Genomic DNA, 26,979 nt, shown 5'->3' with positions numbered 1-26,979 from the left:
GGTTTCGACTCGACCTGTTCGCTGGTGCTCGCGGGTCAGTTCGAGCGGGACACGAGACCGTTCTCGTAGGCCCAGATGACTGCGTTGATGCGGTCGCGCAACCCCAGTTTGGTGAGGATGTTGGACACGTGGGTCTTGACGGTTTCGGTGCTGACGAACATCTCGGCCGCGATCTCGGCGTTGCTGAGGCCGCGTGCCAGGTGCAGCAGGGTGTCGTGTTCGCGCTCCGTCAACACCCCCGCCGCGGCCCTGCCGGGGCAGTGGGGCTCCTGCCGGGGCGCGGTGAAGCGTTCGATGACCCGGCGGGTGACCTGCGGCGACAGCAGCCCCTCGCCGCGCCCCAGGATCTGCACGGCCTCGATGAGTTTCTCGGCCTCCGCGGTTTTCAGCAGGAACCCCGACGCGCCCGCCTGGAGGGTCTCGAACAGGAAGTCGTCGCGGTCGAAGGTGGTCAGAATCAGCACGGCCGAGCCGCATCCCCGGGACGTGAGCTCGCGGGTCGCCTCGATCCCGTTCATCCGGGGCATCTGCACATCCATGCAGACCACGTCGGGGCGCAACTCGATGGCCAGTTCGACGCCCCGGGTGCCGTCGCCCGCCTCGCCCACCACCTCGATGCCGGGTTCGGTCTCCAGGATGGTCTTGAAGCCGGTGCGGATGAGGGGCTGGTCGTCGACCAGAAGGACGCGGATCATGCGGTCGCTCCCGCCGTCGGGATCTCGGCTCGCACCCGGAAACCACCCCGGGGTTTCGAACCGGCCTCGAGGCTGCCCCCGAGAGCTATCACCCGTTCCCGCATCCCCGCGAGGCCGGTGCCGGTGCCCGGGATGTTGCGTCGCATCCCGAAACCGTCGTCCGAGACCTCCAACTCCACGGAATCCGGTCGGGAGCGAAGGCGCACGGCGACGCTGGCGGTCGGGCCGGCGTGCTTGGCGGCGTTGGTGAGGGCCTCCTGCGCCACCCGGTAGAGGGTCAGTTCAACAGCGGGGCTGAGTTCGGGCAGCTCCCCGATCGTCTCGTAGCTGACGCGTGCCTCCGCCAGCCGCGCGGACTCCACCAGGTCGGGTATGTCCTCCACGGTTGGCAGGCCCTCCTCCGTCGCGTTGGTCTCCCGCAGGGTGAACACCATCGAACGCAGGTCGTTCACCGCCTGTCGCGCGCTGGCCTCGATCTGTTTCAGTGACTTCTCGGTGTGCTCCGGGTCCCTGCCCAGCAGGCGCCGGGCGGCCGCGGCCTGCACCGACATGGTGGTGACGTGATGGGCGACGACATCGTGCAGCTCGCGGGCGATCCGGAGCCGCTCCTCCTCGATGGCGCGGGTGATCAGCTCGGCCTGCAGCGCCTTGACGTTCCTGTTGGCCTCGACCAGTTCCTGCCGCTCCAGGGCCTGCTGCCAGGCCCGGTCGCCGAAGACCCAGGCGCCCGCGAAGAAGGCGAGGTTGATCACCAGATAGAGGGCGAACAGCGCCACCAGGATGGTGGCGGAGGCGAACTGCACGTTCAGTTTCGCCGACCCCAGGTTGACCAGAATGCTCAGGCAGACGTTCAAGCCCATGGCGATGCTGATGACGGTCCGGGTGGCCAGAGCCGCCCCGCGTCGGGCCGACCACGCCCCGATCGAGTAGAACGACAGGAAGAGCGTGACCTGGGATGCGAAGAGATCCATCCCGGTGGTGTTGGACAGGGCGATGTAGAGCGCGTTGACGGCAATCCCGGAGGCCAGCGGGTGGCTTCGCCGCCAGATCAGGGGAAGAGGGAGCAGCAGGCAACCGATCAGCTGGATCTCAAGGGGTGTGGCGAAGGTCGTCGAACCCAGGACGAAGGTCAGCCAGGCCATCAGACATCCCGCCGCCACGGCCGCGGCGGTGACGATCAGGTCCTGCCTCAGCCAGTTCTCGGGCAGTGTGCGTGAAGCCATGGAAGTGATGGTAAATGCTCCGCGAAGAAACAGGAACGCCTGTCCTGTGGTCGTGGGCCTGCGCTACAGCGCAAGCGGACGACTGCAAGGCAGGCGTTTCCTGCCGTCCGCCCTCGACAGCTCCCACTGTGCTAGTGTATTAATCACTTAATACAGCGATACGAAAGGTGTGTTCCGGTCCGTGGGGTCCGTGCCGTGACTCCGTACCGACGGCTGGCGTCGCTTCCCGACCATCGCGAACTGTCCGGAAGGATCGTCCCTTGCTGAGAACGGTGGATTTGTCGAAGAGATTCGGGGGGAACAATCTGGTGCTGGACGGGGTCTCCGTGGCCTTCGATGAGGCCTCCGTCACCGCGATCATGGGGCCGTCCGGGTCCGGGAAGAGCACGCTGCTCCACTGCCTGTCGGGCATGCTCCGTGCCACATCCGGGAAGGTGTTCCTCGGTGATGTCGACATCACGGGGCTCAGCCGCAGGAGACTCGATGCGCTCAGGAGGACCTCCTTCGGTTTCATCTTCCAGGACTACAACCTGATCGACGCCCTGACCGCTGTCCAGAACGTGCGGTTGCCGTCACTGTTCGGCGGAGCCGAGGTGACGGAGCCGCGAGCCCGGGAGATGCTCACGCTGGTGGGTTTGTCAGGCCTGGAGAACCGGTACCCGGCCGAGCTGTCCGGCGGTCAACGCCAGCGGGTCGCCATCGCGCGGGCGCTGGCCGCGGAACGCAGGGTGGTCTTCGCCGACGAGCCGACGGGAGCCCTGGACAGCGCATCCCGGCGGGAGGTGCTGGAACATTTCGCCGCGCTCCCGGCGCTCGGGAGCACCGTCGTGGTCGTCACCCACGACCCGACCGTCGCCGCCGCGGCATCACGAGTGCTCTTCCTGTACGACGGCGTGATCGTGGACGACCGCAGTGGTCTCGGGGCCCGTGACATCGCCGCCAGGCTCACCGATCTGGAGGCACGCTCATGAGGGCCTTGGAGATGATCCACTTGTCGACGCGGCTGGTGGTGCGTCACCTGGGGTTGTACGCCGGATGCGCCTTCACCATAGCCGCCACGGCGGTGGTCACGGGTGCCGAGACGACCGTCGCGGCGGCTTTCGGTGATCCCGGGCGGGTGTCCGTCGCCGGCCTGGCCCGTGAGCATGTGATGCGCACCGCGCAGCTGGCCGGCTGGCTGCTGGCGGTGATGTGTGGACTGGCCATCGTCGTCTCCGGTTTTCTGGTGTTCTCGGCCGTGAAACAGGTCGTCTCACTGCGGCAGCGGGAGCTGGCGATGTTGCGGCTGGCCGGGGCCAGCCGGTGGCACATCGGCGTCATGGCCTTCCTGGAGTGCGCGGTGCTCGCCCTGGTGGCCTCCGCGCCGTCGGCGCTGCTGGGAGGCGCGCTCGCCTCGCCCTTCTTCGAGATGCTGAAGACGGCCGGGATGTTCAGCAGGGTCGGGCTCGATACCTCCGTGCAGGTGCTTCCGATCATGGTGGTGACGGCGGTCCTGGTTTTCACTTCCGCCACGGCCGGCTTGCTGGCCGCGAGGAGTGCCACCCGGGGGGATCTGATCGGCGGCACCGATCCGCTGTCCGGGCGAATGCGGCCCCGGCAGGTCGCGGGACGGCTGGTCGTGGCCGGGGCGTGCGTGTGCGCCGTGGTGCTGATCGGTCCGGACAGCGATGTGGGTCTGGTGATCCTGGTGCCGGTGATCGCGGTCGTGTCCTTGCTGGCCCTGGCTCCCTTCCTCGTGCCCGTGGTCACCTGGCTGGCCGGGAGGGTGCTGGCGCCCATCATGTCCGGTCCCGCCATGCTGGCGGCCGGGCGGGCCTCCAAGGACCGCCGCCGTTACGTCGGTGTCGCGACGCCGTTCATACTCGCGGTCGGGCTGCTCGGTGGTTTCCACGTCGGAAACGCGGTTGACGAGCATCGGACGTTCGGGACTTACGGTGAGCTGCTCACCGCGACGGCCGTGGTGTTCGTGCCGGATGCGGCGAGCGCTGACCGGGTGGTGGATCTCATCGGCGGCAGCGCCTCCACCATCGCGCGGCACACCTCCACGATGTGGCCCGTGGCCGATCCCGCCGGGAAACTCGAACTGAAATACCTGAACTTCGTCGACCCGTTGGCGTACGCGGAACTGTGGAGCCAGCAGGTGGTTTCCGGGGATCTCTCACAGGTCGGGGGCAAGTCCATCGCATCCAGCGAGAAGGGCGACGAGGTCGGTGAAACCTACACCCTCGACGACGCGGCCGGGCAGCCGGTCACCCTGAGGGTGGTGGCGGTCGTCCACGACCCCGTCAACGAAGGGCTCTTCCTCGACTGGACGCAGCTCGTGGCAATGACCGGCGGCCGTGCCGGGCCGCCGACGGTTTTCGTGAATGGAACCGGCGGCAGCGGGGAGCTCGCAGGGGAGCTCGACGAGAACTCGGTGGCGGGCTCCGTCACGGACGTGCCCGGTTACGTGCAACGACGCCTGGAGGCCCGGCACCTCGCCACCGCCAATTCGAACATCGGCCTGTTCGGGACCATCTATCTGATGAGCCTGGTCGGCATGACCCAGATGGCCATCGCGTCGAACCTCGGACGTCGCCGCGAATACTCCACCCTGCGCTCGCTCGGTGTCGGTCGTGGGGGAGTGATGGGAGTGGTCGCTGTGGAGGCGGTGATCCTGCTGGTCACCTCGGCGATCCTGATCCTCGGGACGCTGCTGGGGCTCGGCGCGCGATACGCGCTCGGCGATGCATCCCTGGTCGGGCCCGCGATCTTCGACGTGCTGCCGCAGACCCTCGGCTTCTTCGGGTTCATGAGTGCCTTTCTAATCGCTGGAAACGCTCTCGGTGCGTTCCTGGCGGCAGGGGACGACCCGGGACGGGCCTGACGGGTCGCCTGCCCTCCCGCCGGAAACGCTTGTCTTCCCATCGTTTGCCTGCCTTCTCGTCGTTCGCCTGTCTTCCAGCCGGAAACGCTTGTCCTGCGGGCGCTCGCTTGCGCTGTAGCGCAAGCGGACGACTGCAAGGCAGGCGTTTCCCGCCGTCCGGCAGCGGAGCCTCTAGGCTGACGTCGTGAGCCAGTTCGAATCGCTTGGTCTGCCCCTCATCCACGCCGGGAAGGTGCGCGAGATGTACGCGCTGCCCGACGGTGACGTGCTGATGGTGGCCACCGACAACATCTCCGCCTTCGACCACATCCTGCCCACCCCCATTCCCGGGAAGGGTGCCGTGCTCACGCAGCTGTCGCTGTGGTGGTTCGAACTGCTGCGCGACCTGGTGCCCCACCACGTCGTCTCCGTTGACGTTCCCGACGCGGTCAGGGGCCGCGCCGTCGTCGTCGAGAAACTCGACATGGTGCCGGTCGAGTGCGTGGCGCGCGGCTATCTCACCGGGTCGGGCTGGGCCGAGTACCAGCGGTCGCGGACGGTGTGCGGGGTGCCGCTGCCCGACGGGCTGCGCGACGGTGACAAGCTCCCGGCACCGATCTTCACCCCCGCCATCAAGGCCGAGCTGGGGGAGCACGACGAGAACGTCGACCTCGCCACGATCGCCCGCCTCCACGGCGACGACCTGGCCGTCCAACTGCGCGACCTCACCCTCGAGGTGTACGCGCGGGCCGAGCGGATCGCCGCCGGGCGGGGCATCATCCTGGCCGACACCAAGTTCGAGTTCGGGCGCCGCGACGACGGAACCCTCGTCCTGGCCGACGAGGTGCTCACCCCCGACTCGTCGCGGTTCTGGGACGCGGAACTGTGGAGGCCGGGGGAGTCGCTGCCCAGTTTCGACAAGCAGTACGTCCGCGACTGGCTGGCCGAGGAGTCCGGCTGGGACCGCGAGACGACCCCACCGGAGCTGCCCGCCGAGGTGGTCGAGGCCACCCGCGCCCGCTACGTCGAGGCCTACGAACGCCTGACCGGGCGGTCGTTCCGGGAGATCCCTGCCGTATGATCACTGAATGATGCACCGGGAGCATCTCGCGGCACTGGCCCGCGAGACCGTCGAGATCATCGACCGCGGTTTCTACCTCAACGGCCGCGGTGAACGCGTCGAGCTGCGCGAACAGATCGAACACGCCGTCGCGGGGACCGTGGAGTACGCTCCCGACGCCGACCTGCCGAATCCGGAGCCGAAACCCGGGAGAGTACACGTCAAGGTGCAGCAGATGGGGACTTTTGAGGCCGCTCACCGGATACGGACGGCCGATCCGGTCGTCCTGAACTTCGCCTCGGCCATACATCCGGGCGGGGGTTTCCTGCTGGGTGCGCAGGCTCAGGAGGAGGCCCTTGCCCGCGACAGCGCCCTCTATGCCTGTATCCGCGGCCGCGACATGTACCGCATCAACCGCGACCACGACCGGGCCTACAGCCACGCGATGATCTACTCGCCCGCCGTGCCGGTGTTCCGGGGTGGGGACGACTCCCTCATTGACGTGCCGTGGCTGACCGCCGTCATCACCGCCCCGGCTCCCAACGCGGGAGCGGCGAAGTGGCGCACCCCGGGGGAGACGACACGGCTCGAGGATGCGCTGAGCGAACGTGCCCGGCGGGTGCTGGTCGTCGCACACGAACACGGCCACCGGAATCTGGTGCTCGGCGCCTGGGGCTGCGGGGTTTTCCGCAACGATCCCGGTTTCGTCGCCGCCACTTTCCGTGACCTGTTGGCCGGTCCCTTCTCCGGGGCCTTCGACCTGGCGGTCTTCGCCATCCTCGACCGGACGAGGGATCAGCGCGTTTTCGAACCCTTCCGGGCCGCCTTCATCTGACCCGGTTCCTCAGGCGATCCGCAGGCTCTTCCCGGCCTGGTCGAGCATGGAGCCGGCGTCGGCGTCGGCGTCCACCGCCCCACCCCAGTAGACGGACAGGCCGGACGGGTTTCCGACATCCAGGGCGATGGCGTCGAAAACCGCCCCGCCGCCCGGCGCGCGGGAATTGACGGCGTGGATCCGCACCCGGTGTCCCTGCCTGCCGTCCACCGTGACGGTCTCCGAGACCAGCACCTCGTGGGATTCGTAACCCCCGAACCTGCTGCCGGTCAGGTGGCATTCGATGACCTGCCTGGCCGTGGTGGCCGGATCGGTGAACCCTTCGGAGGCGGGGGCCCTGCCGATGGACAGGAAGGACGCCCAGGCGGAACTCCGATACTGGTAGGCGCGGGCGGTGGTGTCGGTCAGCAGCCGGGAGATGCCCGGGGAGTTGGTTCCGCCCGACGGGGTCGGGACGCTGAGGCCGGCGGCGGTCAGCCGGGAACCATTCGTCAAGGGCACCGTCCTGACCTCGACCTGCGGGCAGGGCAGCTGTTGTCCACCGCTGGGATCCGGTGCCGTCGGGGACGGGGATGGCGAATCCGGTGCCTTCTCGTCCCAGGTGCTGCCCGTTGGTTTGGCGGACACGGTGTCCGCGGGGGCGGTTGATTGGAGACCCCGGCCGAGCACGCTCCACGCCAGCAGCGCAACCGTGACGACCCCCACGGCCAGCACTACCCACATCACCCGGCCGCCCTTCCGGCCGGTGGAGCCGGGTGTCGTCGCGGGTCGCCGGGGCTCGGGGTCGCCCTTCCACGCGTTGCCGTCCCAGTAACGCATGTGGTCCTCGGGATCCTCGGGATCCGGATACCAACCGGGTTGCGACATGGCACGAAATTGTAGGACAGGTGGGATCCGGCCCGATAGGGTGCTGTCATGCCACGCGTCGTCGTCAACGTCATGCCCAAACCCGAGATCCTCGACCCGCAGGGCAAGGCGGTCACCGGTGCCCTCAAACGCCTCGGGTTCGAAGGAATGACCGTCCGTCAAGGCAAACGCTTTGAGGTGGAGGTGGACGGCGAGATCACCCCCGAGGTCCTGGAACGGGTTTCCCAGGCCGCGGAGAAATTGCTCGCCAACACCGTCATAGAGGCCTATGAAGTGGTGGTCGGCTGATGCCCCGCATCGGTGTGGTCACCTTCCCGGGGTCCCTAGACGACCATGATGCGCTGCGTGCCGTGAAGCTGTGCGGGGCCGAGGCCGTTCCGCTGTGGCACGGGTCGGATTCCATCGACGGCGTGGACGCCATCATCCTCCCGGGAGGTTTCTCCTACGGCGACTACCTGCGCTGCGGGGCCATCGCACGGTTCAGCCCCGTGATGGACACCGTCATCGACGCCGCGAACAAGGGACTGCCCGTGCTGGGGATCTGCAACGGGTTCCAGCTGCTCTGCGAGGCCCACCTCCTCGACGGCGCCATGATCCGCAACGTCGACCAGCACTTCATCTGCCGCGACGAGAGGCTCCGCGTCGAATCCATCGACACCACATGGACCTGCGGTTTCACCAGGGGCGAGGAGATCGTCATCACCCTGAAGAACGGCGAGGGCAACTACCAGGCCGATCCCGAGACCCTGAAACGTCTCGAGGGCAACGCCCAGGTGGTTTTCCGCTACCTCGACAACCCCAACGGGTCGGCCAACGACATCGCCGGGATCACCAACGAGCGCGGCAACGTCGTCGGCCTGATGCCCCATCCCGAACACAACGTCGAGGCCCTGACCGGGGCGTCGCTGGATGGCCGCAGGTTCTTCGAGTCGCTGATCCAGTTCCTCACCACCCGCGCCTGAACGTCCCCGCCGGGTCCTGGGAGGCGGCCCCGGCCGAGAACACCATGATCGGCCCAACCGTTCGAAGCGGTCTTGCCTGCACCTTTGTCGGTGGGACCACATACACTTGAGAACAAAAGTCATCGCGATTCTGAAGGAACCCCAACATGGCGAATCCCGTGTTCAGCCGCAGTTCGGCTTTCAACCGGCCGGCTGCCCCTCAGCAGCCTTACGGCTATCAACAGCAGCCGTACGGCTACCAGCAGCAGGGCTACGGCTACCAGCCGCAGCCCGGATATGTGCAACCCCAGCCGCAGCCCACCGCGGGGGTCATGACCATGGACGACGTCCTGGCCAAGACCGCCATCACCCTGCTCGTGGTGTTCGCGGCCGCAGCGGCGACGTTCACCCTGCTGCCGCTCAGCCTCGTGCTCCCGGTGATGATCGTCGGCGGACTCGGCGCCTTCGTCGTCTCCCTGATCGTCGCCACCCGGCACAAGGTCCCGGTGGCGGGTATCCTGGTCTACTCCGCACTCGAAGGCCTGTTCATCGGTGGCATCTCGAAGTACTTCGAGGTGACGTGGCCCGGCATCGTCGTCTCCGCGGTGCTGGCCACCTTCGTGACGGCAGCCGCCACCCTGGCCGCCTACAAGTTCTTCAACATCCGCGTCACCGCCAAGTTCCGCAAGATGGTCACCATCGCGACCATGGCCCTCGCGGGTGTTTTCCTGGTGAACTTCGTGCTCGCCTTGCTCGGGATCAACACCGGGCTGCGGGCCGTGGGCAGCGGCGCCGGCCTGCTGGCGATCGGCGTCTCGATCCTGGCCGTGTGCCTTGCCGTGTTCAACCTGGTGATCGACTTCGACTACATCGAGCGCGGCATCGCGTCCCAGGCCCCGGCCCAGGAGTCGTGGCGTGCTGCTTTCGGCATCACCGTCACCATGGTGTGGCTCTACATCGAGATCCTGCGCATCCTGTCCTACTTCAGGGATTGACCCGGTAAGCGGGCTGCTCCGGGACCCGGTGATCAGCGGCTCGGCAGGTGCTGGCTCAGCACCTGCCGAGCCGCTCGGGTCCAGGGGAGTCTGCGCCAGGCCTTCACCGGAACCCAGTCGGCCCGCGCCGTCGACCCTCCCAGGTCGTGGACGCGGGGGCGGCTGGGTTTTTCGCATGTCGCGGAGTAGATGATGCGCAGGGCGTGATAATCCTCCAGGCCGCCGTTCGGGGCGCGGCCGACCCAGTGGTCCGACTGGAGGGTCAGCAGCCGCCCGGGGACGACCTGCTGGCCCGTCTCCTCGTGGACCTCGCGCAGCAGGCCCGCCGTCGGTTCCTCGCCGGCGTCGAGACCGCCGCCCGGCAGGTTCCAGGCCCCGGGTGCCCCGGTGAGCCGAGACATGACCGTGCCCAGCAGGCCCCGCTCCGACAGCACGATGCCGTAGGCCCCGACCCGTTGGCGGAGCAGCGGCACCTCATCGGTCCCCGGCTCCTCGTAGACCACCACCCTGTCGACGGGCGGGGTGTCAGCGGGGGATGCGGGGCGGACCTCCAGGGTGACCATGACGTCACCGTCACGACATTCCGCTTCCAAGGGTCGCCCGGCGATCCAACCGGCCCGGTGCAGTGCGGTGTCGGGGTGTTCCCCGTGGCCGAGCACCAGCTCGATCACGGGGTCGTCGTCGAGAAGACCAATCAAACGCACCTTGGCATCTTAAGGGTTTGATGGCTTTCGCGAACCGGTCGTGCCGGGTCGTGAAGAAGGAGCGGTCCGGCGCGAATCCGCTCCCGAGGGTCGAGAAACAGACCTGCTCACGACCCCCCGGGGAACCCACGGCACTGTTTCGAACCGGCCTCTTCGTTGGAGTTCGTGGGGTGGGTCAAACACCGTCGACACGACCCGCCGGTCGTCTTCTCAGACCGGGTCACGAAGCAGCTGCAGGGCAACCGTGATCTCCGAGAAACATTCCTTCAGCCGGGGGACGTGATTTACCGGGTTTCCCTGCCCGCCTGGATGGCGGTGATCAGGATGGTGTTGACGATGTCCTCGACCAGGGCGCCGCGCGAAAGGTCGTTGACGGGCCGGTTGAGGCCCTGCAGCACCGGGCCGATCGCGAGGGCGCCCGCGGTGCGCTGCACGGCCTTGTATCCGGTGTTGCCGGCCGACAGGTCGGGAAAGATCAGCACGTTCGCGTGTCCCGCGACGGGGGAGTCCGGCGCCTTGGAACGGGCGACCGACTCGGCCACGGCCGCATCGAACTGCAATGGACCGTCCGCGCACAGCCCCGGTGCCTTCTCGTGGAGGATGGCGGTGGCCTCCCTCACCAGGTCGACATCCGGACCCGTGCCCGAGGCGCCCGTGGAGTAGGAAAGCAGCGCCACTTTGGGTTCGAGCCCGAACTGTTCGGCCGTCACCGCCGAGGCGATGGCGATGTCCGCGAGCTGCGGGGCCGTCGGGTTCGGGTTCACCGCGCAGTCGCCGAAGGCCAGCACCCGGTCGGGCAGACACATGAAGAACACCGACGAGACCAGTGATACCCCGGGTTTGGTCCTGATGACCTCGAAGGCGGGGCGGATCGTGTGGGCGGTGGTGTTGACCGCACCCGAGACCATGCCGTCGGCCAGGCCGTCGCGCACCATCATCGTCCCGAAGTAGGAGACATCCGCGACCCGGTCGTGGGCCTGCTCCCGGGTGATTCCTTTCTTCGCGCGCAGCTCGGCGTACTCGTTGGCGAATCGTTCCCGCAGGGGATCGTTCGCGGGGTCGATGATGTCCGCGCCGGAGATGTCGACGCCCTCCGCTGCGGCCACCTGTCGCACGGCCCCGGGATCGCCCAGCAGGATCAACCGGGCGCCTCCTGTGCGCAGCACCTCCGCGGCGGCTCGCACGATGCGCGGCTCGGTGCCTTCCGGCAGCACGATGCGCTGGTTCACGGCACGTGCCTCGTCCAACAGCCTGCGCTGGAACAGCAGCGGGGTGACGAGGCGGGTTTCCCGGACCTGTCGCGCATGCGCCAGCACATCAACCCCGCTTTGGGAAGTGCCGAGCTGCACCAGGGCAACGGTGGGCACGAAACGACTCCAGGTGCGCGTGATGGACTCCGGAATCGCCGCTCCGGAGACCATGACAGCCGCGGGGAGCGGGAACCGTCCGGAGGCCAGGCCGACGATCAACCCGATCAGGATGTCGATGCGCTCGACGGGAACCACCGGGCAGGTGTCCCCGGTCAGGCGTTTCAGCACGTCGCTGGCGCTTTCCCCGGGGGCAATGGCGGTGTGTATCGGATTGGTGACGTGGTTGCTGAATGACCCGCTGAGCAAACGGTAGGACGAGGCCCCACCGGAGTTTCCGGCCCAGCTGCCATCGACGAGCCGCACCCCGACCACCGTGGCGTGGAGGTCGGCGGCCGCTGCCGTGGCGACCTGCTCCAGTGAGCCGTCGTCGCCGTCCGTGACCAGGACCAGACCGGCTCCCAGTTCCGTGGCCAACCGGGCCTGAAGTGTGAACGCCACCGGGTGAAGTGCCTCCGGCAGCTGCGCGGAGGTCACCACAACATCCCCGCTGACTTTTTCCACCGCCTCCACAGCGGCCGACAGGACACGGTCGGGATCCTTTGCGGCGGTGACGGGGTCGGCGGCGAAGAGCGGGCCGAGGTTCACATGGACGGCTCGGTTCTCCAGTTCCGTGAGGAGACGGCGAGCGGTTTCCTCGACGTTGATTCCGGGCCGGGTGGGTGCGATGTGAAGAATGGCTCGGGTCATGTCAGTTTCCCAGCACCCGGTCCAGGACACGGTCGAGACCGTCAGGTTCGCCGCCGTAGTTCGCGATCACGGCGTTGCGGATCTCGGCGCGCCCGAAAGCAGGTCGATCCGCCGCCTCCGTGGGGGTCGCCTTCTGGGTTTCCTCGGAGTTCCGCACCAGGCGGATGCCCTTCTGCTGGGCCACCTCGGCCGCCAAAGCGGTGACGATGCTGTCCGGACGCAGGCTCAGCTCGGTCCTGCCATCAGCGAGAGCCTGGGTGATGTCCTGCTGGGTTATCACGTGTCTGGGCATGGCCTGTCCTTCTGAAGTGTTCACTTGGATTTCCGGCTGGTCTGCGACAGGCGCAGCTGCAGGAAGTAGAACGCGCTGGAGAGCCTGTTGAGCGCGTGGTTCAGGGAAACCGCGAAAGGGTTGTCCTGGGATGGCAGTGCCGTCAGCGCCTCGATCTCCAGTTCGCGGGAGCTGGCGCGGCACAGGTTCAGCCAGTGCGACAGCACCGGCGATGAACCGTCGAGGGTTTCGTGGGGCACGCCCAGAACGGACTCCGGATCGTGGGTGGCCTTGTGGATGGACTTCTCGTCCCATCCGGGCAGGGAAAGCGGCGCCACGACCCGCTGGTGGTATTCGGCGCTGGTGAGTTCCCGGCAGTACGCGGCCAGGATGGCCAGCGACTCCGCCAGCCAGTCCGGACCTGTGCTGCGGGCCTGGCATTCGGTCATGAGCACCAGCGCGTGCAGGCTGTCGAATTTTCCGCGCAGCCGGATCCGGGGATGCGTCTTGACCACGAAGACCTCGTCGTTGAGCTGGGTCATGTTGTCGCCCTTGCGGGTGAGCTCGCCGCCGCAGCAGTCGCAACGTGGATGCTGTGGACGGTTGATCGGGAACACCGACTTCTGCTGCCACGAGGTGTCGGCGGTTTCCCCACCATCGGGAGTTGCCTGTGGGGCGCTCGGCGACGAAACCGCGGGGGCGGTCCCCGGTTCCGGCTCCGAGGGGTCGACCCGGTTCAGCTGCCATTGTCTGACGAAGTCCCGGGCGGAGGGCGTCAGCCGCGCCCCTGCAGGCACCTTGATGGTGGCCCCGAGGGTGGGGCGACGCAGCTGGTCGCGGAGTTCTGCCTCGGTGACGATGGTCACAGCCCCGACTCCCAGTCGGCCGGGAAGGTGACATAGACGAATTTGGTCCAGCTCGGTGTGCCGAAGGTGATCCTGGAACCCTTGGGTACGTACATGATGTCGCCGGGTTTGGCGATCCTCGTGCCCTCGGGGGTGCCGATGTGGAGTTCGCCCTCGAGCACGATCTGCACTTCGTCGTAGCTGAACTCCCAGGGGAAACTGCCCTCGGTCAGGGTCATGTATCCGGCAGCCATCGGGGCACCGTCGTCGGAGGTGACGACGTCCCCGGTGCGCACCTGCTGGCCGGGTTTCGGCCCGGGGTAGGGGAACGGTTCGGTGACCGCCTCGGATGCGCGGCAGAGTTTGACGGGATGTGTGGGGTTCGCCGTCGTCGTGGCGATGTCGTTGGCGAGCATCGAGGCGACGAGGGTCCGGATGCGCTGGGTGAGGTCGTCGTCCGATGCTGTGGCCGGTGCAGGGGCCGCATGGGTTGCGGGTGCGGGGGCGGAGCCCGCGGGTTCGAGCCTGACGCCCAGTTCGGTGGCGCGGTCACGGGCCAGTGGGGTGACGAGCGCTTCCTCGGGGACGGTGAGCCGTCCGGCGGCTGCGGCCCGGGTGACCTGATCCGCGGTGATGACGGTGCGTGTGGACATGATGCTCCTTCAGTGAACGGGGGCGGAGAACCCGCCCCCGTGTGCTGGCCGGGAGATCTCCCGGCCAGCACACAGGCCCGGTGAATACGGGATCAGCCCTTCGTCTTGGGCAGGATGAGCTCGACCTCGTTGTGAGGACGGGGAATCACGTGGACGCTCACCAGCTCGCCCACGCGCGACGCGGCGGAGGCCCCGGCGTCGGTGGCGGCCTTCACTGCGCCGACGTCACCGCGGACCATCACGGTGACGAGCCCGGCACCGATCTGCTCCTTGCCGATCAGGGTCACGTTGGCGGCTTTGACCATCGCGTCGGCCGCTTCGATGGAGCCCACGAGGCCCTTGGTCTCGACCATGCCGAGAGCGGTCATAGTTACATCAGCCATGGAAGTGCTCCTTCTGTTTGTGGTCTGTGGCTGTTGGTCGGTTTTTTCCGGGGTCTTTGCCGCTGCGGCGGACCCGGACGTGGATGCCGGTGTTTTCTGCACCGGTGTCTTGCTGGTGTTTCGAGCGTTCTCCTCCTCGGTCGATGCCGTTGAAGCCTGATTGGTTGCGGTCACGCCTCAGCTCCTTCCACGCTCATCTGGTGCCGCGCATCTCGGCCAGCACCTGGGCGACGATCCGGTCGATCGCGTCCTGTCCCGGATCGTTCGAGGCGGCCTGGGCCGGGGCGGGGCCCGACTCGCGGCCACCCCACAGCTTGGCGACCTCGGGGGCGTCGCGCAGATGGTAGGCGAGACGTTTGACGTTGAGGACGTGCCTGAGGGAGATGTTGTCGCCGACGGCCGCGCCGCCGATACCTCCGGGCGCCAGTGTCAGTGACGGTGCCAGCCCGGTGGTGTATCCGACCCCACCCAGGCAACCCCAGGTGTTGACGAGAATCCGAAATGCCGGTTTCTCGATCCCGAAGGCCAGGACCGCTTCCTCGTCGCGTGAGTGGATGACGATGCTGTGTCCGTCACCACCGAAATTGAGCATCTCGATGGCACGGTCGCAGCCATCACGCCAGCCGTCCACGACCATGAAGCCGAGCACGGTGGTGAGTTTCTCACGCGACAGTGGGTGGTCGGGACCGATGCCCTCGAGGTCGGCCACGAGGACGCGGGCCGTCTCGGGCACCTGGATGCCGACCTGCTCCGCGATGTACTGCGGGGTACGGCCGACGAGACCGGCGACCATCATCCCGTTCGGGCGGAACATCACCGCGGCCAGCTTGTCGGACTCCTCCTTGGTGAGCCAGTGCGCACCGTTGGCCTGCATCTCGGCCTTCAGACGCTCCGCGATGGGCCTGTCGGCGATCACCGCCTGTTCGGTGGCGCAGATCGTGGAGCAGTCGAAAGACTTCGACTCGACGATCATCCTGGCAGCCTTGACGACGTGGGCGCTGCGGTCCACGTAGGCGGGCACGTTGCCCGGGCCGACACCGAGGGCCGGTTTGCCCTGGCTGTGAGCGGCTTTGACCATGCCGGGACCACCGGTGGCCAGGATCATCGAGGTGGCGTAGTGGTTCATCAGCTCGGTGGTGCCCTGGAGCGTCGGGTTCTCCAGGCAGGAGATCAACCCGGCAGGCATGCCCGCCCTCTCGCCGGCCTCCCTGACCACCCGCACCGCCTCGGCGGTGCTCCTCGACGCCGACGGGTGGGGGGCGACGATTACCGCGTTGCGGGCCTTGACCGAGATCAGCGACTTGAAGATCGCCGTCGAGGTCGGGTTCGTGGAGGGAGTCAGAGCGACGATCACGCCGACGGGAGCGCCGATCTCCACGATCTTGCGTTCCTTGTCGTGGTGCAGCACCCCGCAGGTGGGGGTGTCCTTGATGTACTCCCACACGTTCCGGGACGCGAACTCGTTCTTCAGTTTCTTGTGCAGCGGGAAACCGAAACCGGTTTCCTCGTGGGCGAGCTGCCCGAGCCGGGCGGCCTCGGTGACCGCGGCCTCGACCATCGCCTCACAGATCCGGTCAACCTCCTCCTGGGAGGCGAACTGGAAACTGCGCGCCGCCTCGCGGGCCTGTTTGCACAGGTCGCGGGCCTTCTGGATGGATGCCAGATCCTTGTCGATTTCCGTCACTGAATTCCCCTTCAGTATTTTCGAGGCGAGGCCGCCACGTCGAGAACGGTGTCCTGGAAGGCGGTGCAGGCCGCGCGGCAGGCACTCTGGGTGCCGGTGAGCAGACCACCTGCGAAGTTGGTTTCCGAGGGCGGCTCGTAGAACACCTTCATCTCCACCCCGGCCGCCTTCATGGCTGCGTCAAGACCGAGGGTGGCCTCCAGCGGGGGAGCGATGAGGTAGGCCAGCGGTTCGCCGCGGTGGATGCCCGCCGCTTCGCTGAGGTAGCTGCCCGTGCTGCTGATCAGGTGCGGGAAGAAGGTCAGGTCCCCTGCCTCGTTGGCCGTGTAGAAGCAGGCTTCCTCCTCGGCGTAGGCGATGCAGGCGTCCAGACCGGAGCGGGCCTCTGCAGGGGTTGGTCCGGCCAGGATGCCGATGATCTCACCGGAGAGGGGACCCGACGGGTAACCGGAACCCGCGTAGAAACTCTTCGCGTAGACCACGTCGACCTCGGCGAACTTGGTCGCCTCGTCGAGGGAGACGTACAGCGCGTCGTCGATGTCGCAGGTGACCAGCGCCAGGGAACGCTGGTGGTCCTTGAGGTTCAGGTGCTTCGCGAAGCCTTGGTCCACGTTGGGGATGATGCGTGCCGCCAGGATGGTGGGCCTGACGGGATCGAGAATGGCCATGGTCGTCTCCTCAGTCCTCGCCACCGGACAGCGCACGCAGCTTCACGCCGGATGCGCTGTGCTGGATCATTCGTTTGACCACCTCGACGACGTAGGCGCCGGCCTCGAGGGGGTTGGTGCCGCCGTGGGTGGTGATCATGCAGATCAGGTCGCGGTCGGCGTCGCTCTTGCCGGGCTGCGGGTCGAAGCCCATGTAGACGCTCATGGCGTCCGCGATGCCCAGGCCGGGGCGTTCACCGATGAGCAGCAGCACGACCTTCGCCTGCACGATCGTGTTCACGTCGTTCATGATCCCGACGCGGCAGTTCTCGATCAGGAAGGGCGTGCCGAGGGTGAGCCCCGCAGAGCTGAGCCCCTGCTCGATCACCGGGTAGATGTCGCCCAGATTGTTCGAGATGGCCGCCGCGGACAGGCCGTCGCCGATGCAGATCTGCACGTCGGGTTGTTTTTTGCAGCGTTCCTGGATGATGGCCTTGGCCTCGTCGGTCAGGCGACGTCCCAGGTCGGGGCGCAGCAGGTATTCGGAGCGGTCCGCGGCCTGGCTGTGCACCGTGAACAGTTTCTGCTTCTCCTTGGTGTCCTCGTTGATGACACCGTAGATGGCGTCCTGGGTGACGGCGTGGTCGGCCTGGAACAGCAGCAGCGACGCGGTCTTGGGGCGGGCGCCGGCGCGGCCGATCCCGATCCGGGCGGTGGTGGTTGCGCACAGGTTGCGCAGGCCGTCCGCGTCGTAGGGGTTGTCCACCCTCAGCCTGCGTCGTTCGGATTCCACGGTGGGATCCGGCAGGTCGATCACCAGCTCCCCGGAGGCGCCGTTGCCGTTGCCCGTGGCCACGGGGATGAGGTTGGCCTCGTCAGGGGGTGTGATGCCGTCGCGTTTCAGCTCCGCGATGACGCGGGCGACGATCTCTTCGAGTTTTTCATTCATCGTGAGGTCACCTCTTCAGGAAGAACGAGGGGTCGCCGGCCAGGTCGGTCAGGTGTCCGTCCTTCCACAGGCCGATGTCCTCCAGCCATGCCTTGAACTCGGGTAGCGGGCTCAGGCCGAGGGCCTGCCGCAACGCCGGGGCGTCGTGGTAGCTGGTGGACTGGTAGGACAGCATGGAGTCGTCGCCCTGCGGTACGCCCATGATGAAGCTGCCACCGGCGGCGGCGAACAGCACGGCCAGGTTCTCCAGGTCGTTCTGCGTCGCCTTGGCGTGGTTGGTGTAGCAGACGTCACATCCCATGGAGATCCCGGTGAGTTTGCCCATGAAGTGGTCCTCCAGGCCCGCCCGGGTGATCTGGGTGGCGTCGTAGAGATATTCGGGTCCGATGAACCCGACGACCGTGTTGACCTGGTAGGGGTCCCACCGTTTGGCCATCGAGTAGATGCGGGCTTCCAGGCACAGCTGGTCGGCGTCGTTGTGCGCGTCCGCTGACAGCGCGGAGCCCTGACCGGTCTCGAAGTACATGTAGTTGGGGCCGGGGGTCCAGCAGTACTTTTTCGCCAGCGCGTAGGCCTCGTCGATCATTTCGACGCTGACCCCGAAGCTCTCCATGGCCTTCTGCGAACCCGCGAGCGACTGGAACACCAGGCCGACGGGTACACCACGCTTGAGGCACTCCATCTGGGTGGTGACGTGCGCCAGCACACAGTTCTGGGTGGGGATCTCCCAGCGGTCGATGATTTCCTTGGTCATCTCCAGCAGACGACTGACGCTGCTGACCGAGTCGTCGGAGGGGTTGATGCCGATCACCGAGTCACCCGACCCGTAGGACAGGCCCTCGTAGGCGGCGGCGCGGATGCCGTCGACGGAATCGGTGGGGTGGTTCGGTTGGTTGCGGGAGGCGAGCGTACCCGGCAGGCCCATGGTGTTGTTGCAGTGCTTGACCACGTGGATCTTCTTGCCGCCGACCACCAGGTCCAGGTTGCTCATCAGTTTCGTGACCGCGGCGACCATCTCGCCGGTCAGGGCGTTGCTGATGCGGTGGATCATCTCGCTGGTGGTGTTGTTGTTGAGGATCCACTCGCGGAACTCACCGACGGTCCAGTTCTTGATCTCCGAGTAGATGGTCTCGTTGACCGCGTCGTCGATGACCCGCGTCACCTCGTCCTCGTCGTAGGGGACGACCGGGTTCTCGCGCAGGGCACTCAATGGCACCTCCGCCAGGACCAGACGAGCCGCCACCCGCTCAGCAGCGGTCTTGGCCGCGATACCGGCCTGCTGATCGCCCGACTTCTCCTCGTTGGCCTTGGCGAGCAGATCCTTCAGGTCGCGAAACTCGTGGGTTTCACCGAAAAGTTTCGTGCGCAGCAGCATCAGGCCACCTCCTTCACACCGTTTCGCATGGTTGTTTCCTTCACCTTTCAGGTCCTACTGGTAGAAAACGAGGGTCTTCACTGAGACCGGGACGACCCGGCCCTCGAACAGCGGCTCCCCGATGTCGATGAAATCGCCCTCCCCGAGACCGATCTGGTCGACGACGATGACCGGCAGGTCGGGGCTGCGGGACTTGATCGTCTGGCCGAGCACCTGCCCGTAGTCCTCCTCCGTGACCAGGATCAGTGGCTTGCCCCGCGGCAGGTAGTCCTCGGCGAACAGCGCCAGGCCCGTGGCGATGGCTATCACCTGGGGATAGTCCATCCGCCGGGGCAGGTCGAGAGTGATCACGAAGTTCCCCTGGTCCGCCTCTCCGCGGTCCCAGCGCCTCACGGCCCGGGTGACGGCACGCCTGACACCTTCCGGGTCGCGATACTCGGGTACGGCGTCGAGCAGCCTCGGTTCGATCACCGGGAGGTTCTTCAACGGCAGGTGTTCGCGTTCGGTCCAGATCGTGGAACCGGAGAGCGTCACCTGTTGGCTCGCGGCCCCGAGCACGGTTGCGCGCAGGGTCTGTCCGGGTTCCTCGACGTGAAGCTGCTGCCAGCGCGGGTTCTCCCGCAGCGACTGCGCGAACAGAGGGCCGACGTCACCGAAACGGGCGATCTCCTGGATGGTGGAGCAGGGCAGGTTCGCGTAATAGGCGGCACCGACCCCTCCGGAGACGAAATAGGCAGCGACCGGGCCGTCGATGTCGAGGGGGGTGGTGAGGGCCAGTTTCTCGGCCAGCGGTGAGGTCTTGCCGAGCACCAGGTCGATGACGACATCGGCCATCGCGTCGGTGAATCGTCGCAGCGCGGGCACAGGGGCTGGTTGGCCGACCTTGAGGTCGGTCAGGCCGAGGGTCTCGACGACCACCTGGCCGCCGGGTTTGAGGTGCTCCAGCACCCCGGTGTCGGGGTTGACCATGGCCTGCCTGCCGCCGACCATGACCGCGGCGGAGGAGACGTGTTTGCCGGCCCGGAAGATCGCCGCGTTCGCGGAGCCGCCCCCGATGTCGACGTTCACGATGGTGGCGTAATGCTCTGCGGCCCAGTCGCTGGCGCCGGAGCCGCGTCCGGCGATCTGGGATTCCAGGCTGGGCCCCGCGACGGTGACCACGAATTCGCCGGCCAGATCGGACAGACCCTGGAGGATCGCCTCCGCGTTGCGGGTGCGGGCGGTTTCGCCGGTGATGATGACCGCCCCGGTCTCCACCTGCGATGAGTCGATGTTCGCGCGTTCGTACTCGCGATGGATCATTCCCACCAGCGCCCCGACGTTGATCTCATCAGGGGCTGACAGCGGCGTCAGGTGGGGTTCGCTCTGGTAGAGGACCGTGCGTTCGTCGACGTCGAGGCGCGGCACCAGGCCGACGCGCGCGTGGTTGCTGACCGACAGGCGCGAGAGGACGAGCTGGCTCGTCGTCGTTCCGATGTCGATCCCGACGCTGAGCATCTCCCTGGATTTCGTTGCCATGGGATCAATGCTTTCTGAAGGTCACGGCGCCCTCGACCTCCAAGGAGTCGAGGATTGCCATGATCACCGAGTCGACGGGGGCGTCGTCGTTGTCCAGGCCGCGGCGGGCAGCGCTTCCGTCGGCCACCAGGACGAGCTCCCCAGTGCCCGCGCTGACCATGTCCACCGCCACGAAGGGATCGCCGTAGAGTTTGTTGTCGGGGGTGGCGGCCCTGAGGATCAGGAGCTTCGAGCCCCGGATGTTGTCCGGTTTCATGGTTGAGACCGCAGAGCCGATCACGCGGGCGATCCGCATCGTCTCAGACCCCCTCTGCGGCCGCTTCGGGCGCCTCCGGTGCCGGGGCGTCCTCCGCCCTGGGCAGGGACCTGCCGAACAGCAGCAACGCCAGGGCGACGGCGGCGAAGCCCGCCACGAGTTTGCCGGCGATCACCGCTGCGATCATGCTGGACTCCGCCCCGGCCACGAAACCGAGGTGGTCGCCGAAGGCGAAGGCGGCGCTCACGGCGAAGGCGGAATTGACCACCTTGCCGCGGTTGTCCATGTCCTTCATGACCTGGAACATCGGGATGTTGTTGGCCAGGGTGGCGATCATGCCGCCGGCCGCGGTGTCGTTGATTCCGATGAGCTTGCCCACCTTGCCGAGAGGTTTACCGGCGAGTTTGATGATGAGGAAAACCGCGGGGAAAGCACCCAGCAGCACGATGGCGATGAGCCCGACCGTTTCGAGACCCTCGGTGACCGGTTTGAGTTCCCAGCCCTCGGGCATGATCTTGATGCTAAGCACCTGTTCGAGAACGGCAATCACGAGACCGACGGTGATGATGGCGAGCAGGATCTTGCCGAACCACTCGAAGCCGGTGGTCATGGCGTTGGGGAAACGCCACAGGCCGAAAGCGATGAGCAGGGCTGCCACGACGATGGGGATGAGGTTGATCAACACCATGCCGATCGGGAAACCCGCGCTCAAACCGGAGACCAACACACCGATGGGAATGGTGCAGATTCCCGCCAGGATTCCCTTGGCCAGGAAACCACGGTCGTCCTTCTCGATGATCCCGAGGGAGACGGGGATCGTGAACACGACCGTCGCGCCCATCATGGATCCGAGTACCAGACCCGACAGCTGAGCCGCCTGCGGGTTCTCGGTCATCTGCTGGGCCAGGGGCCAGCCGCCCATGTCACAGGCCAGCAGGGTGCCCGCGAACATTGCGGGATCAGCGCCGACGAGCGCATAGACCGGGTTGATGACCGGCCCCAGCAGCGTCGCGAGTACCGGTGAGAGCGAGATGATGCCGACCATGGCGAGTGCCAGGGGACCGAGGGAGTTGAAACCCTCCTCGAATTGTTCACCCAAACCGAACTTGTTCCCGATGGCCCGGTCTATGCCGCCGAGGACCATGCAAATCATCAATATCCAGAGGATGATCTCGTTGATGCCCACTGCGACTCCCGTGTCCGTCCCGTAACTTGTTCAGATCCCTCGTCGGGATCCCGCTCACATCCGCGTATCACGAGGCCGCCCACGGCCACCCGTGCACTCACGGACAGGAACATGGTGCCGACCCTGCAGGAAGTTTCCCAGACCACTTAGCACGAAAACGACAGACCACTTGAGCGATGGTGCGATACCCGCGGGGCGGTTCGGATGTTTTCCGTTTGGCAACTTTTCTTGTGGATTGGGTTTGAATCGGCCCGAAGGAGTCGACCGCTGGGTAGCCTGTCCGGCATGGCAAGGACCGCACTACCAATCCAGCAGCGCTTGGTCCTCGATCTCGGGATCACGCCGATTCCCCATCGCATCGTCGCGGCGATCAGACACGGGATCGAGGACGGCAGCCTCTTCGACGGCGACCCCTTGCCCTCGTCCAGGAGATTCGCCGAGGAGTACAACATCTCACGTTCCTGCGTCGTCGAGGCCTACGAGATCCTCGGCGGATTGGGTCTGGTCACGTCCTCGCAGGGCAGCGGCACCCGAATCAGTCAGGGCGCGCGGGACCTCCTGAGGGGTTGCCCGCCCGAGACCGAGGAGACGTCGGCCCGGAACCAGGCCGGGCCCGCCCCGTCGGTGAACCTGACCGTTCCCGGGGGTGCGGACAATTCCGTGATCAATCTGCGGGACTGGAACCGGGCCTGGCGGGAGGCCATTGATCCGTTCGAGATGACGAACGGCATCGCGGCCCTGCAGAAGGCGCTAAGCGACCACTTGCGTTCCTTCCGTGGAATGGTGCTGGAACCTGACCGGATCGTGTTGCGACCGTGCATTGGAAGCGTGATTGCGGACATCGTCCACGGGCTGGAACTGCGAGGCTGCGGGGTCGCCATCGAGGATCCCGGGTATCCGAGGGTGCAGCGACACCTCACCAACGAGGGCTGCCGGGTGCACTGCGTGCCCGTGGATGAGGAAGGCCTCAGGATTGACATGCTGACCGGCGCCGACAAGGTGGTTTACGTCACACCGGCGCGGCAGTGGCCCACAGGGGTCGCGATGAGCGCCGAGCGTCGCCGGGAACTGTTGGAGTGGTCGGCTCGCGCCGGCGGGGTCATCATCGAGAACGACCTTGACGCCGAGTTCACCTACGGGCACGCTCCCCAGCCGACCCTGTTCTCCATGGCGGGGGAGGGCGCGAGGGTGATCTACATCGGTTCCTCCTCGAAGCTCATCACCCCAGAGCTGGGGCTGGTGTGGCTGGTGGTTGACGACGAGTTCCGCAGGCGCGCCGCGGATGTCGCGATGGTTTCTGACTTCTCGGCTCGGGCGCTGGCCCGTTACATGTCCTCCGGGGCCATGTATCGGCACCGCAACAGGGCGCTCGCGTTGTTCGGGGAACGTCGGGCGGCGTTGCTCGCGGCGCTCGGCAAGCTGGTGCCCGATGTGCGGATCTGCGGCGATCCGAGTGGCACGGAACTGGTGCTGCACCTGCCCGATAGAGCCGACGAGCTGGTGGTGCAGATGCGGCTGGAGGATGCCGGGTACCAGGTCTCGACGCTGGGGGACTTCGCGATGCGCGACCATCCGCCCGCGTTGCTGCTGCAGTACGGGGACCTGGCGCCGGTGCAGGCGCGGAACTTCGCCGAGAGCCTGCGCGGAGTCCTGGCGTCCTGAGGCGCAGACCGCCCGGATCCGGATAGGCTGAACCGGTCAGAGGAGGTTGCACATGGACTATCGCGACAGCGTGGACCTTTCCGGTTCGCACACCCAGCGGGCCTCGGGCGGTGGGGGTGGTGGCCGGATGGCCCTGGGCGGTGGTGTTGGCGGGTTGGTGCTGATGTTGCTGGTCGTGTTCGTCGGTCCGCGGCTCGGCATCAACGTCTCCGACCTGCTCGGTTCCGGCTCGGGCCAGGACCCCAGGCCGGCGGTGCAGGGCAGCGACCTCGACCACTGCAAACAGAAGAACGTCAACGTCAACACCAACCGCGAGTGCCGCTGGCTGCTCTACGAGAAGGTCCTCCAGGACTACTGGTCGAAAACGAAACCGAACTACGAGTACGCCACGGTGAAGCTGTTCTCCGGCACCATCAGCACCGCCTGCGGGGTGGGGCAGACCGAGATGGGGCCGTTCTACTGCTCCGGGGACTCCACCGTCTACATCGATGACTCCTACGTCGGCCAGCTCCTCAAACAGCTGGGGGCCGCGGGTGGGGACGCGGCCGAGCTGTACATCGTCGCCCACGAGTTCGGGCACCACATCCAGAACCTGGACGGAACCATGCGCAAGGTCAAGCGTGGCACCGGAGCTGATTCGTCGCAGGTGCGGCTCGAACTCCAGGCCGACTGCTACGCAGGGGTGGTGTTCAACCAGGTCATGAAGGACTCGAACTCGCCGATCAAGGCGGTCAGCAAGGACGATCTGCTGCGCATCGCCGACGCGGCTCGTTCCGTCGGCGACGACCACATCCAGAAACAACAGGGCGGATTCGTCAACCCCGAGTCCTGGACCCACGGCAGCTCCGAGCAGCGGCAGCGCTGGTTGAGTGTGGGGTTCGACTCCGGTAATCCTTCTTCCTGCAACACCTTCGACACCCAGGACCTGTGAGGTTGAATTGAGAATAGTCGCCCCCGAGCAGCTGGCCGCTGCTCTACCCGGGCTGCCCGGAAAACCCCGCATCGTCACCCAGGGCAGTTTCGGCACCCCCCGTGCCCTGCTCGGGTTGCTGGACGAGGCCATCCCCGAGTACCGGTTGTTCATCGTCAACGGGCTCGGCAGGCTGCCGGACCGCGAGGGGGTGCGGATCGAAACCACTTTCGTCGGTTCCGGGTTGCGTGGGAACCCCCGCGTCGACTACTACCCGGCGCGGCTGTCCACCACCCCCCAGCTGTTTCGTGGCTCGCTGCCCCCGGACATCGTCGCGGTGCAGACCTCGCGGGTCGTCGACGGGAGGGTCAGCCTCGGCATCGAGGTGCAGGTGCTGCCGGGTGCCATTGACGCCGCGAAACAGCGTGGCGCGATCCTGGTGGCGCAGATCAACGAGAACCTGCCGTTCATCCACGGCGACGGGGTGCTGTCGGTCGACGACATCGACCTGGCCGTCGAGATCGCCGAGCCGGTGCCGGTGGCGCCCGAGGCCAGGATCGACGACGAATCCGCGGCGGTCGGGGAGAGGCTCGCGGCGATGGTTCCCGACGGCGCCACGCTCCAACTCGGAATCGGTGCGCTGCCGGAGGCGGTGATGCAGGCGCTGCGGAACAGCCGCGGCCTGAGGGTGTGGACCGAGCTGATGGCCGATGGTTTCTTCGGGCTGCTGCGTTCCGGTGCCCTCGACGAGAGCCACCCCATCACCGCGACCTTCGCCTACGGCTCCGAGGAGCTCTACGCCTGGGCCGACGACAACCCACAGCTGCGGCTGCTGCGCTGCGAAACCACGAACAGCCCCGGGAACATCGCCAAACAACCGGCGGTGACCAGCATCAACACCGCGCTGCAGGTCGACCTGTTCGGGACCATCAACGCCACCCGCGTCAACGACCGCATCATCTCCGGCACCGGAGGGCAGGCCGACTTCATCGTCGGGGCCCTGCACTCCCCGGGCGGGCAGGCGATCATCGCGTTGAAGTCGTGGCATCCGAAGGCCAACCGCTCCACCATCGTGCCGAAACTCAAGGAACCCACGACGTCGCTGCAACCGTCCTGGGTGGTCACGGAACAGAACATCGCCCGCGTCTTCGGGGCCTCCCAGCGCGACCAGGCGCTGGGGTTGATCGAAACAGCCAGACCCGAGGCCCGCGAGTCGCTGCACACCGAGGCCGAACGCATGGGGCTGCTCGGCTGAAAGAACCCGTCCCCGCAGCCGGTTGAGCCGGTCTGCTCGCTCTGCGAGCTGGCCGTGTCGAAACCGTGGTGACCTTGTTCGGGGTGGTTTCGAGTCGGGTTGCTCTTTCGTCGCGGTCTGGCTCAACCGGTTTCAGGACGGGGGTTCACTGTTTCAGCTGGTCCTCGGTGTACTCGGTGCCGTCGGGGTCCGTGAAATGCACCTTGCCGCCGCAGTCGTAGCGGATTATCGGTGTTTTGCGCCTGTAGCGGTTGTCCACCTCGATCCGGCATTCCGTCTTGGAATCGGGGTTGAACTTCTGGATCGAACGCGCCAGCACCAGGGCGTTGAGCTGGATCGGGTCGAAGGGGGTCAGGGAGGATGATTCCTTGAGCCTGGTCGTGTACACGGGCAGGGCGGCGGAGCGGATGCGTCGTTCGGTGATGCCGTTGTTCGCAGGAAGATCGATCCAATACCCGGTGCTGGGCCCGAATCCGATCTGAGTGGCGGCGCGGCTTCCAGCGATGACAGCCGCCAGACCGTCGGTCAGGTCCGCCACGGACGTGTAGCCGAGGTTGCGCACCGCGGTGCCGTCCTTCTCGAAGAACACGGTTTTCGTCTCGGGGGTGGTGGTGACGGTGAGGTAGACCTCGCCGGAGCGCTGCTCGACGATCTGCAGGATCTTCTCCGTGCCGGTGGCCCCCATCCGGGTGGCGGTGTCGAACAATTCGCTGACGTTGCCGAGCGGGTAATCGGTGGGGCGGAAGGTGGTCTGCCCGAGGTACTCGATGTCGGACTCGGCGGGGGCTATCTGGTTGGCGCGCCAACGCAGGGTGAATGGTTTTTCGTTCGTGTCCAGCACGGTGAGGGTCACCTCGGAGGCGGAGACGTCGAGCTTCAGCGCAGGGAGGTTGTTCGTGATCTCCATCATGCGCCGCACGACCTGCTTTGCGCCGCCCCTGATGAGGTCCTGGGTGATGCTCATGGGAACCGGGAAGACCACCGTCGGCGACGAGGTGGCACTGGGTTCCGGGGTGGCGCTGTCGGAGGCGGCGACGGAGGGGGGACGGGTGGGTTCGGGATCCGAGGTGGAAGAGCATCCTGCGAGCAGCACAACCATCGCGATGGCGATGGCGCGGCGCAGACTCACCAATTCAGTCTACTTGGGGAGGTGGTTCGGGTCG

At 66.6% G+C, this 26,979-nt stretch carries 27 protein-coding genes and 1 pseudogene; 11 read left to right on the top strand and 17 right to left on the bottom strand.

Features of this window, described 5'->3' with window-relative positions:
• Positions 1 to 35: 35 nt before the first annotated feature.
• Positions 36 to 695 carry a response regulator gene (locus tag ACO6D6_RS06245; RefSeq protein ID WP_484784159.1) on the bottom strand — a complete coding sequence of 220 codons (660 nt, stop codon included), beginning with the start codon at positions 693 to 695 and terminating at the stop codon, positions 36 to 38.
• The gene (locus ACO6D6_RS06240) at positions 692 to 1,918 is read right to left on the bottom strand and encodes a sensor histidine kinase (protein ID WP_484784158.1); all 1,227 of its coding nucleotides are present in this window, start codon (positions 1,916 to 1,918) and stop codon (positions 692 to 694) included. The genes ACO6D6_RS06245 and ACO6D6_RS06240 overlap by 4 nt, the downstream gene beginning before the upstream one ends.
• Positions 1,919 to 2,178: 260 nt before the next feature.
• Between ACO6D6_RS06240 and ACO6D6_RS06235 the strand changes: the two genes are divergently transcribed.
• The 4 genes and pseudogenes from ACO6D6_RS06235 to ACO6D6_RS06220 all read left to right on the top strand — a co-directional run bounded on the left by ACO6D6_RS06235 (position 2,179) and on the right by ACO6D6_RS06220 (position 6,658).
• Positions 2,179 to 2,889, top strand: coding sequence for an ABC transporter ATP-binding protein (locus ACO6D6_RS06235; RefSeq protein ID WP_484784156.1), 711 nt, complete (start codon positions 2,179 to 2,181; stop codon positions 2,887 to 2,889).
• A complete protein-coding gene (locus ACO6D6_RS06230) occupies positions 2,886 to 4,784 on the top strand; it encodes an FtsX-like permease family protein (protein ID WP_484784154.1) in 1,899 nt (632 codons plus the stop codon). The genes ACO6D6_RS06235 and ACO6D6_RS06230 overlap by 4 nt, the downstream gene beginning before the upstream one ends.
• 184 nt (positions 4,785 to 4,968) lie before the next feature.
• Positions 4,969 to 5,814, top strand: a pseudogene (locus tag ACO6D6_RS06225) (phosphoribosylaminoimidazolesuccinocarboxamide synthase); the annotation flags it as partial.
• Positions 5,815 to 5,851: 37 nt separating this feature from the next.
• Complete coding sequence (locus ACO6D6_RS06220; RefSeq protein ID WP_484784153.1) at positions 5,852 to 6,658, top strand: TIGR02452 family protein; 807 nt, start codon at positions 5,852 to 5,854, stop codon at positions 6,656 to 6,658.
• A gap of 9 nt (positions 6,659 to 6,667) precedes the next feature.
• On the opposite strand, the gene ACO6D6_RS06215 is transcribed toward ACO6D6_RS06220, so the two are convergent.
• The gene (locus tag ACO6D6_RS06215; protein WP_484784152.1) at positions 6,668 to 7,525 is read right to left on the bottom strand and encodes a DUF2510 domain-containing protein; all 858 of its coding nucleotides are present in this window, start codon (positions 7,523 to 7,525) and stop codon (positions 6,668 to 6,670) included.
• 48 nt (positions 7,526 to 7,573) lie between these two features.
• On the opposite strand from ACO6D6_RS06215, the gene purS reads away from it, so the two are divergent.
• The 3 genes from purS (at position 7,574) to ACO6D6_RS06200 (ending at position 9,461) form a co-directional block, all read left to right on the top strand.
• Entirely contained in the window at positions 7,574 to 7,813 is a 240-nt protein-coding gene (gene purS / locus ACO6D6_RS06210; RefSeq protein WP_484784151.1) for a phosphoribosylformylglycinamidine synthase subunit PurS, read from the top strand.
• Positions 7,813 to 8,487, top strand: a complete 675-nt coding sequence (purQ, locus tag ACO6D6_RS06205; RefSeq protein ID WP_484784149.1) for a phosphoribosylformylglycinamidine synthase subunit PurQ — start codon at positions 7,813 to 7,815, stop codon at positions 8,485 to 8,487. The genes purS and purQ overlap by 1 nt, the downstream gene beginning before the upstream one ends.
• Before the next feature lie 146 nt (positions 8,488 to 8,633).
• Entirely contained in the window at positions 8,634 to 9,461 is an 828-nt protein-coding gene (locus tag ACO6D6_RS06200) for a Bax inhibitor-1/YccA family protein (RefSeq protein ID WP_484784147.1), read from the top strand.
• A gap of 32 nt (positions 9,462 to 9,493) precedes the next feature.
• Here the strand turns inward: ACO6D6_RS06200 and ACO6D6_RS06195 are convergent, their stop codons facing one another.
• The 6 genes from ACO6D6_RS06195 to ACO6D6_RS06170 all read right to left on the bottom strand — a co-directional run bounded on the left by ACO6D6_RS06195 (position 9,494) and on the right by ACO6D6_RS06170 (position 14,374).
• Positions 9,494 to 10,165 (bottom strand): NUDIX hydrolase, encoded by a 672-nt coding sequence (locus tag ACO6D6_RS06195; RefSeq protein ID WP_484784145.1) that lies wholly within the window; start codon positions 10,163 to 10,165, stop codon positions 9,494 to 9,496.
• Between the two features lie 284 nt (positions 10,166 to 10,449).
• Entirely contained in the window at positions 10,450 to 12,222 is a 1,773-nt protein-coding gene (gene pta / locus ACO6D6_RS06190) for a phosphate acetyltransferase (RefSeq protein WP_484784144.1), read from the bottom strand.
• Between the two features lies 1 nt (position 12,223).
• Positions 12,224 to 12,514 carry a cupin domain-containing protein gene (locus ACO6D6_RS06185; protein WP_484784142.1) on the bottom strand — a complete coding sequence of 97 codons (291 nt, stop codon included), beginning with the start codon at positions 12,512 to 12,514 and terminating at the stop codon, positions 12,224 to 12,226.
• A gap of 20 nt (positions 12,515 to 12,534) precedes the next feature.
• The gene (locus ACO6D6_RS06180) at positions 12,535 to 13,359 is read right to left on the bottom strand and encodes a hypothetical protein (RefSeq protein WP_484784141.1); all 825 of its coding nucleotides are present in this window, start codon (positions 13,357 to 13,359) and stop codon (positions 12,535 to 12,537) included.
• On the bottom strand, positions 13,356 to 13,991 hold the full coding sequence (locus ACO6D6_RS06175) for a cupin domain-containing protein (protein ID WP_484784139.1): 636 nt from the start codon (positions 13,989 to 13,991) through the stop codon (positions 13,356 to 13,358). Before ACO6D6_RS06175 ends, ACO6D6_RS06180 begins: the two co-directional genes overlap by 4 nt.
• A 92-nt stretch (positions 13,992 to 14,083) precedes the next feature.
• Positions 14,084 to 14,374: a BMC domain-containing protein gene (locus tag ACO6D6_RS06170; protein WP_484784137.1), complete on the bottom strand. Its 291-nt coding sequence runs from the start codon at positions 14,372 to 14,374 to the stop codon at positions 14,084 to 14,086.
• Between ACO6D6_RS06170 and ACO6D6_RS06165 the strand changes: the two genes are divergently transcribed.
• Positions 14,373 to 14,534 (top strand): hypothetical protein, encoded by a 162-nt coding sequence (locus ACO6D6_RS06165; protein ID WP_484784135.1) that lies wholly within the window; start codon positions 14,373 to 14,375, stop codon positions 14,532 to 14,534. The two genes, ACO6D6_RS06170 and ACO6D6_RS06165, sit on opposite strands and share 2 nt — an antisense overlap.
• A gap of 33 nt (positions 14,535 to 14,567) precedes the next feature.
• Here the strand turns inward: ACO6D6_RS06165 and ACO6D6_RS06160 are convergent, their stop codons facing one another.
• From ACO6D6_RS06160 to eutH, 7 genes are read right to left on the bottom strand one after another with little or no spacing between them, the layout of a single operon-like run.
• Complete coding sequence (locus ACO6D6_RS06160) at positions 14,568 to 16,058, bottom strand: aldehyde dehydrogenase family protein (protein ID WP_484784133.1); 1,491 nt, start codon at positions 16,056 to 16,058, stop codon at positions 14,568 to 14,570.
• Between the two features lie 11 nt (positions 16,059 to 16,069).
• Positions 16,070 to 16,726, bottom strand: coding sequence for an ethanolamine utilization microcompartment protein EutL (gene eutL / locus ACO6D6_RS06155; protein ID WP_484784131.1), 657 nt, complete (start codon positions 16,724 to 16,726; stop codon positions 16,070 to 16,072).
• Between the two features lie 10 nt (positions 16,727 to 16,736).
• Positions 16,737 to 17,654 carry an ethanolamine ammonia-lyase subunit EutC gene (gene eutC / locus ACO6D6_RS06150; protein ID WP_484784129.1) on the bottom strand — a complete coding sequence of 306 codons (918 nt, stop codon included), beginning with the start codon at positions 17,652 to 17,654 and terminating at the stop codon, positions 16,737 to 16,739.
• 7 nt (positions 17,655 to 17,661) lie between these two features.
• Entirely contained in the window at positions 17,662 to 19,029 is a 1,368-nt protein-coding gene (locus ACO6D6_RS06145; protein WP_484784127.1) for an ethanolamine ammonia-lyase subunit EutB, read from the bottom strand.
• Positions 19,030 to 19,083: 54 nt separating this feature from the next.
• A complete protein-coding gene (locus tag ACO6D6_RS06140) occupies positions 19,084 to 20,547 on the bottom strand; it encodes an ethanolamine ammonia-lyase reactivating factor EutA (protein ID WP_484784126.1) in 1,464 nt (487 codons plus the stop codon).
• Between the two features lie 4 nt (positions 20,548 to 20,551).
• Positions 20,552 to 20,842 (bottom strand): EutN/CcmL family microcompartment protein, encoded by a 291-nt coding sequence (locus tag ACO6D6_RS06135; protein ID WP_484784124.1) that lies wholly within the window; start codon positions 20,840 to 20,842, stop codon positions 20,552 to 20,554.
• Between the two features lie 4 nt (positions 20,843 to 20,846).
• Entirely contained in the window at positions 20,847 to 21,989 is a 1,143-nt protein-coding gene (gene eutH, locus ACO6D6_RS06130; protein ID WP_484784122.1) for an ethanolamine utilization protein EutH, read from the bottom strand.
• A gap of 285 nt (positions 21,990 to 22,274) precedes the next feature.
• Between eutH and ACO6D6_RS06125 the strand changes: the two genes are divergently transcribed.
• Genes ACO6D6_RS06125 through ACO6D6_RS06115 form a run of 3 tightly spaced genes read left to right on the top strand, consistent with a single transcriptional unit; the run spans position 22,275 to position 25,816 of the window.
• Complete coding sequence (locus ACO6D6_RS06125; protein ID WP_484784120.1) at positions 22,275 to 23,651, top strand: aminotransferase-like domain-containing protein; 1,377 nt, start codon at positions 22,275 to 22,277, stop codon at positions 23,649 to 23,651.
• 52 nt (positions 23,652 to 23,703) lie between these two features.
• Positions 23,704 to 24,582: a KPN_02809 family neutral zinc metallopeptidase gene (ypfJ, locus tag ACO6D6_RS06120; RefSeq protein WP_484784118.1), complete on the top strand. Its 879-nt coding sequence runs from the start codon at positions 23,704 to 23,706 to the stop codon at positions 24,580 to 24,582.
• A gap of 7 nt (positions 24,583 to 24,589) precedes the next feature.
• The gene (locus ACO6D6_RS06115; protein WP_484784117.1) at positions 24,590 to 25,816 is read left to right on the top strand and encodes an acetyl-CoA hydrolase/transferase family protein; all 1,227 of its coding nucleotides are present in this window, start codon (positions 24,590 to 24,592) and stop codon (positions 25,814 to 25,816) included.
• Between the two features lie 145 nt (positions 25,817 to 25,961).
• On the opposite strand, the gene ACO6D6_RS06110 is transcribed toward ACO6D6_RS06115, so the two are convergent.
• Positions 25,962 to 26,945, bottom strand: a complete 984-nt coding sequence (locus tag ACO6D6_RS06110) for a hypothetical protein (RefSeq protein ID WP_484784115.1) — start codon at positions 26,943 to 26,945, stop codon at positions 25,962 to 25,964.
• Positions 26,946 to 26,979 lie beyond the last annotated feature (34 nt).

The sequence above is a fragment of the Arachnia sp. genome (assembly GCF_057238465.1).
This window is presented reverse-complemented; position numbering and strand designations above follow the sequence as displayed.

What these genes read in the sequence shown, in the direction of transcription:
- ACO6D6_RS06245 (WP_484784159.1), bottom strand. Translation starts at nt 695, where the DNA reads ATGATCCGCGTCCTTCTGGTCGACGACCAGCCCCTCATCCGCACCGGC.
- ACO6D6_RS06240 (WP_484784158.1), bottom strand. Translation starts at nt 1,918, where the DNA reads ATGGCTTCACGCACACTGCCCGAGAACTGGCTGAGGCAGGACCTGATC.
- ACO6D6_RS06230 (WP_484784154.1), top strand. Translation starts at nt 2,886, where the DNA reads ATGAGGGCCTTGGAGATGATCCACTTGTCGACGCGGCTGGTGGTGCGT.
- ACO6D6_RS06220 (WP_484784153.1), top strand. Translation starts at nt 5,852, where the DNA reads ATGATGCACCGGGAGCATCTCGCGGCACTGGCCCGCGAGACCGTCGAG.
- ACO6D6_RS06215 (WP_484784152.1), bottom strand. Translation starts at nt 7,525, where the DNA reads ATGTCGCAACCCGGTTGGTATCCGGATCCCGAGGATCCCGAGGACCAC.
- purS (WP_484784151.1), top strand. Translation starts at nt 7,574, where the DNA reads ATGCCACGCGTCGTCGTCAACGTCATGCCCAAACCCGAGATCCTCGAC.
- purQ (WP_484784149.1), top strand. Translation starts at nt 7,813, where the DNA reads ATGCCCCGCATCGGTGTGGTCACCTTCCCGGGGTCCCTAGACGACCAT.
- ACO6D6_RS06200 (WP_484784147.1), top strand. Translation starts at nt 8,634, where the DNA reads ATGGCGAATCCCGTGTTCAGCCGCAGTTCGGCTTTCAACCGGCCGGCT.
- pta (WP_484784144.1), bottom strand. Translation starts at nt 12,222, where the DNA reads ATGACCCGAGCCATTCTTCACATCGCACCCACCCGGCCCGGAATCAAC.
- ACO6D6_RS06185 (WP_484784142.1), bottom strand. Translation starts at nt 12,514, where the DNA reads ATGCCCAGACACGTGATAACCCAGCAGGACATCACCCAGGCTCTCGCT.
- ACO6D6_RS06175 (WP_484784139.1), bottom strand. Translation starts at nt 13,991, where the DNA reads ATGTCCACACGCACCGTCATCACCGCGGATCAGGTCACCCGGGCCGCA.
- ACO6D6_RS06165 (WP_484784135.1), top strand. Translation starts at nt 14,373, where the DNA reads ATGGAAGTGCTCCTTCTGTTTGTGGTCTGTGGCTGTTGGTCGGTTTTT.
- ACO6D6_RS06170 (WP_484784137.1), bottom strand. Translation starts at nt 14,374, where the DNA reads ATGGCTGATGTAACTATGACCGCTCTCGGCATGGTCGAGACCAAGGGC.
- eutL (WP_484784131.1), bottom strand. Translation starts at nt 16,726, where the DNA reads ATGGCCATTCTCGATCCCGTCAGGCCCACCATCCTGGCGGCACGCATC.
- eutC (WP_484784129.1), bottom strand. Translation starts at nt 17,654, where the DNA reads ATGAATGAAAAACTCGAAGAGATCGTCGCCCGCGTCATCGCGGAGCTG.
- ACO6D6_RS06145 (WP_484784127.1), bottom strand. Translation starts at nt 19,029, where the DNA reads ATGCTGCTGCGCACGAAACTTTTCGGTGAAACCCACGAGTTTCGCGAC.
- ACO6D6_RS06140 (WP_484784126.1), bottom strand. Translation starts at nt 20,547, where the DNA reads ATGGCAACGAAATCCAGGGAGATGCTCAGCGTCGGGATCGACATCGGA.
- ACO6D6_RS06135 (WP_484784124.1), bottom strand. Translation starts at nt 20,842, where the DNA reads ATGCGGATCGCCCGCGTGATCGGCTCTGCGGTCTCAACCATGAAACCG.
- ACO6D6_RS06125 (WP_484784120.1), top strand. Translation starts at nt 22,275, where the DNA reads ATGGCAAGGACCGCACTACCAATCCAGCAGCGCTTGGTCCTCGATCTC.
- ypfJ (WP_484784118.1), top strand. Translation starts at nt 23,704, where the DNA reads ATGGACTATCGCGACAGCGTGGACCTTTCCGGTTCGCACACCCAGCGG.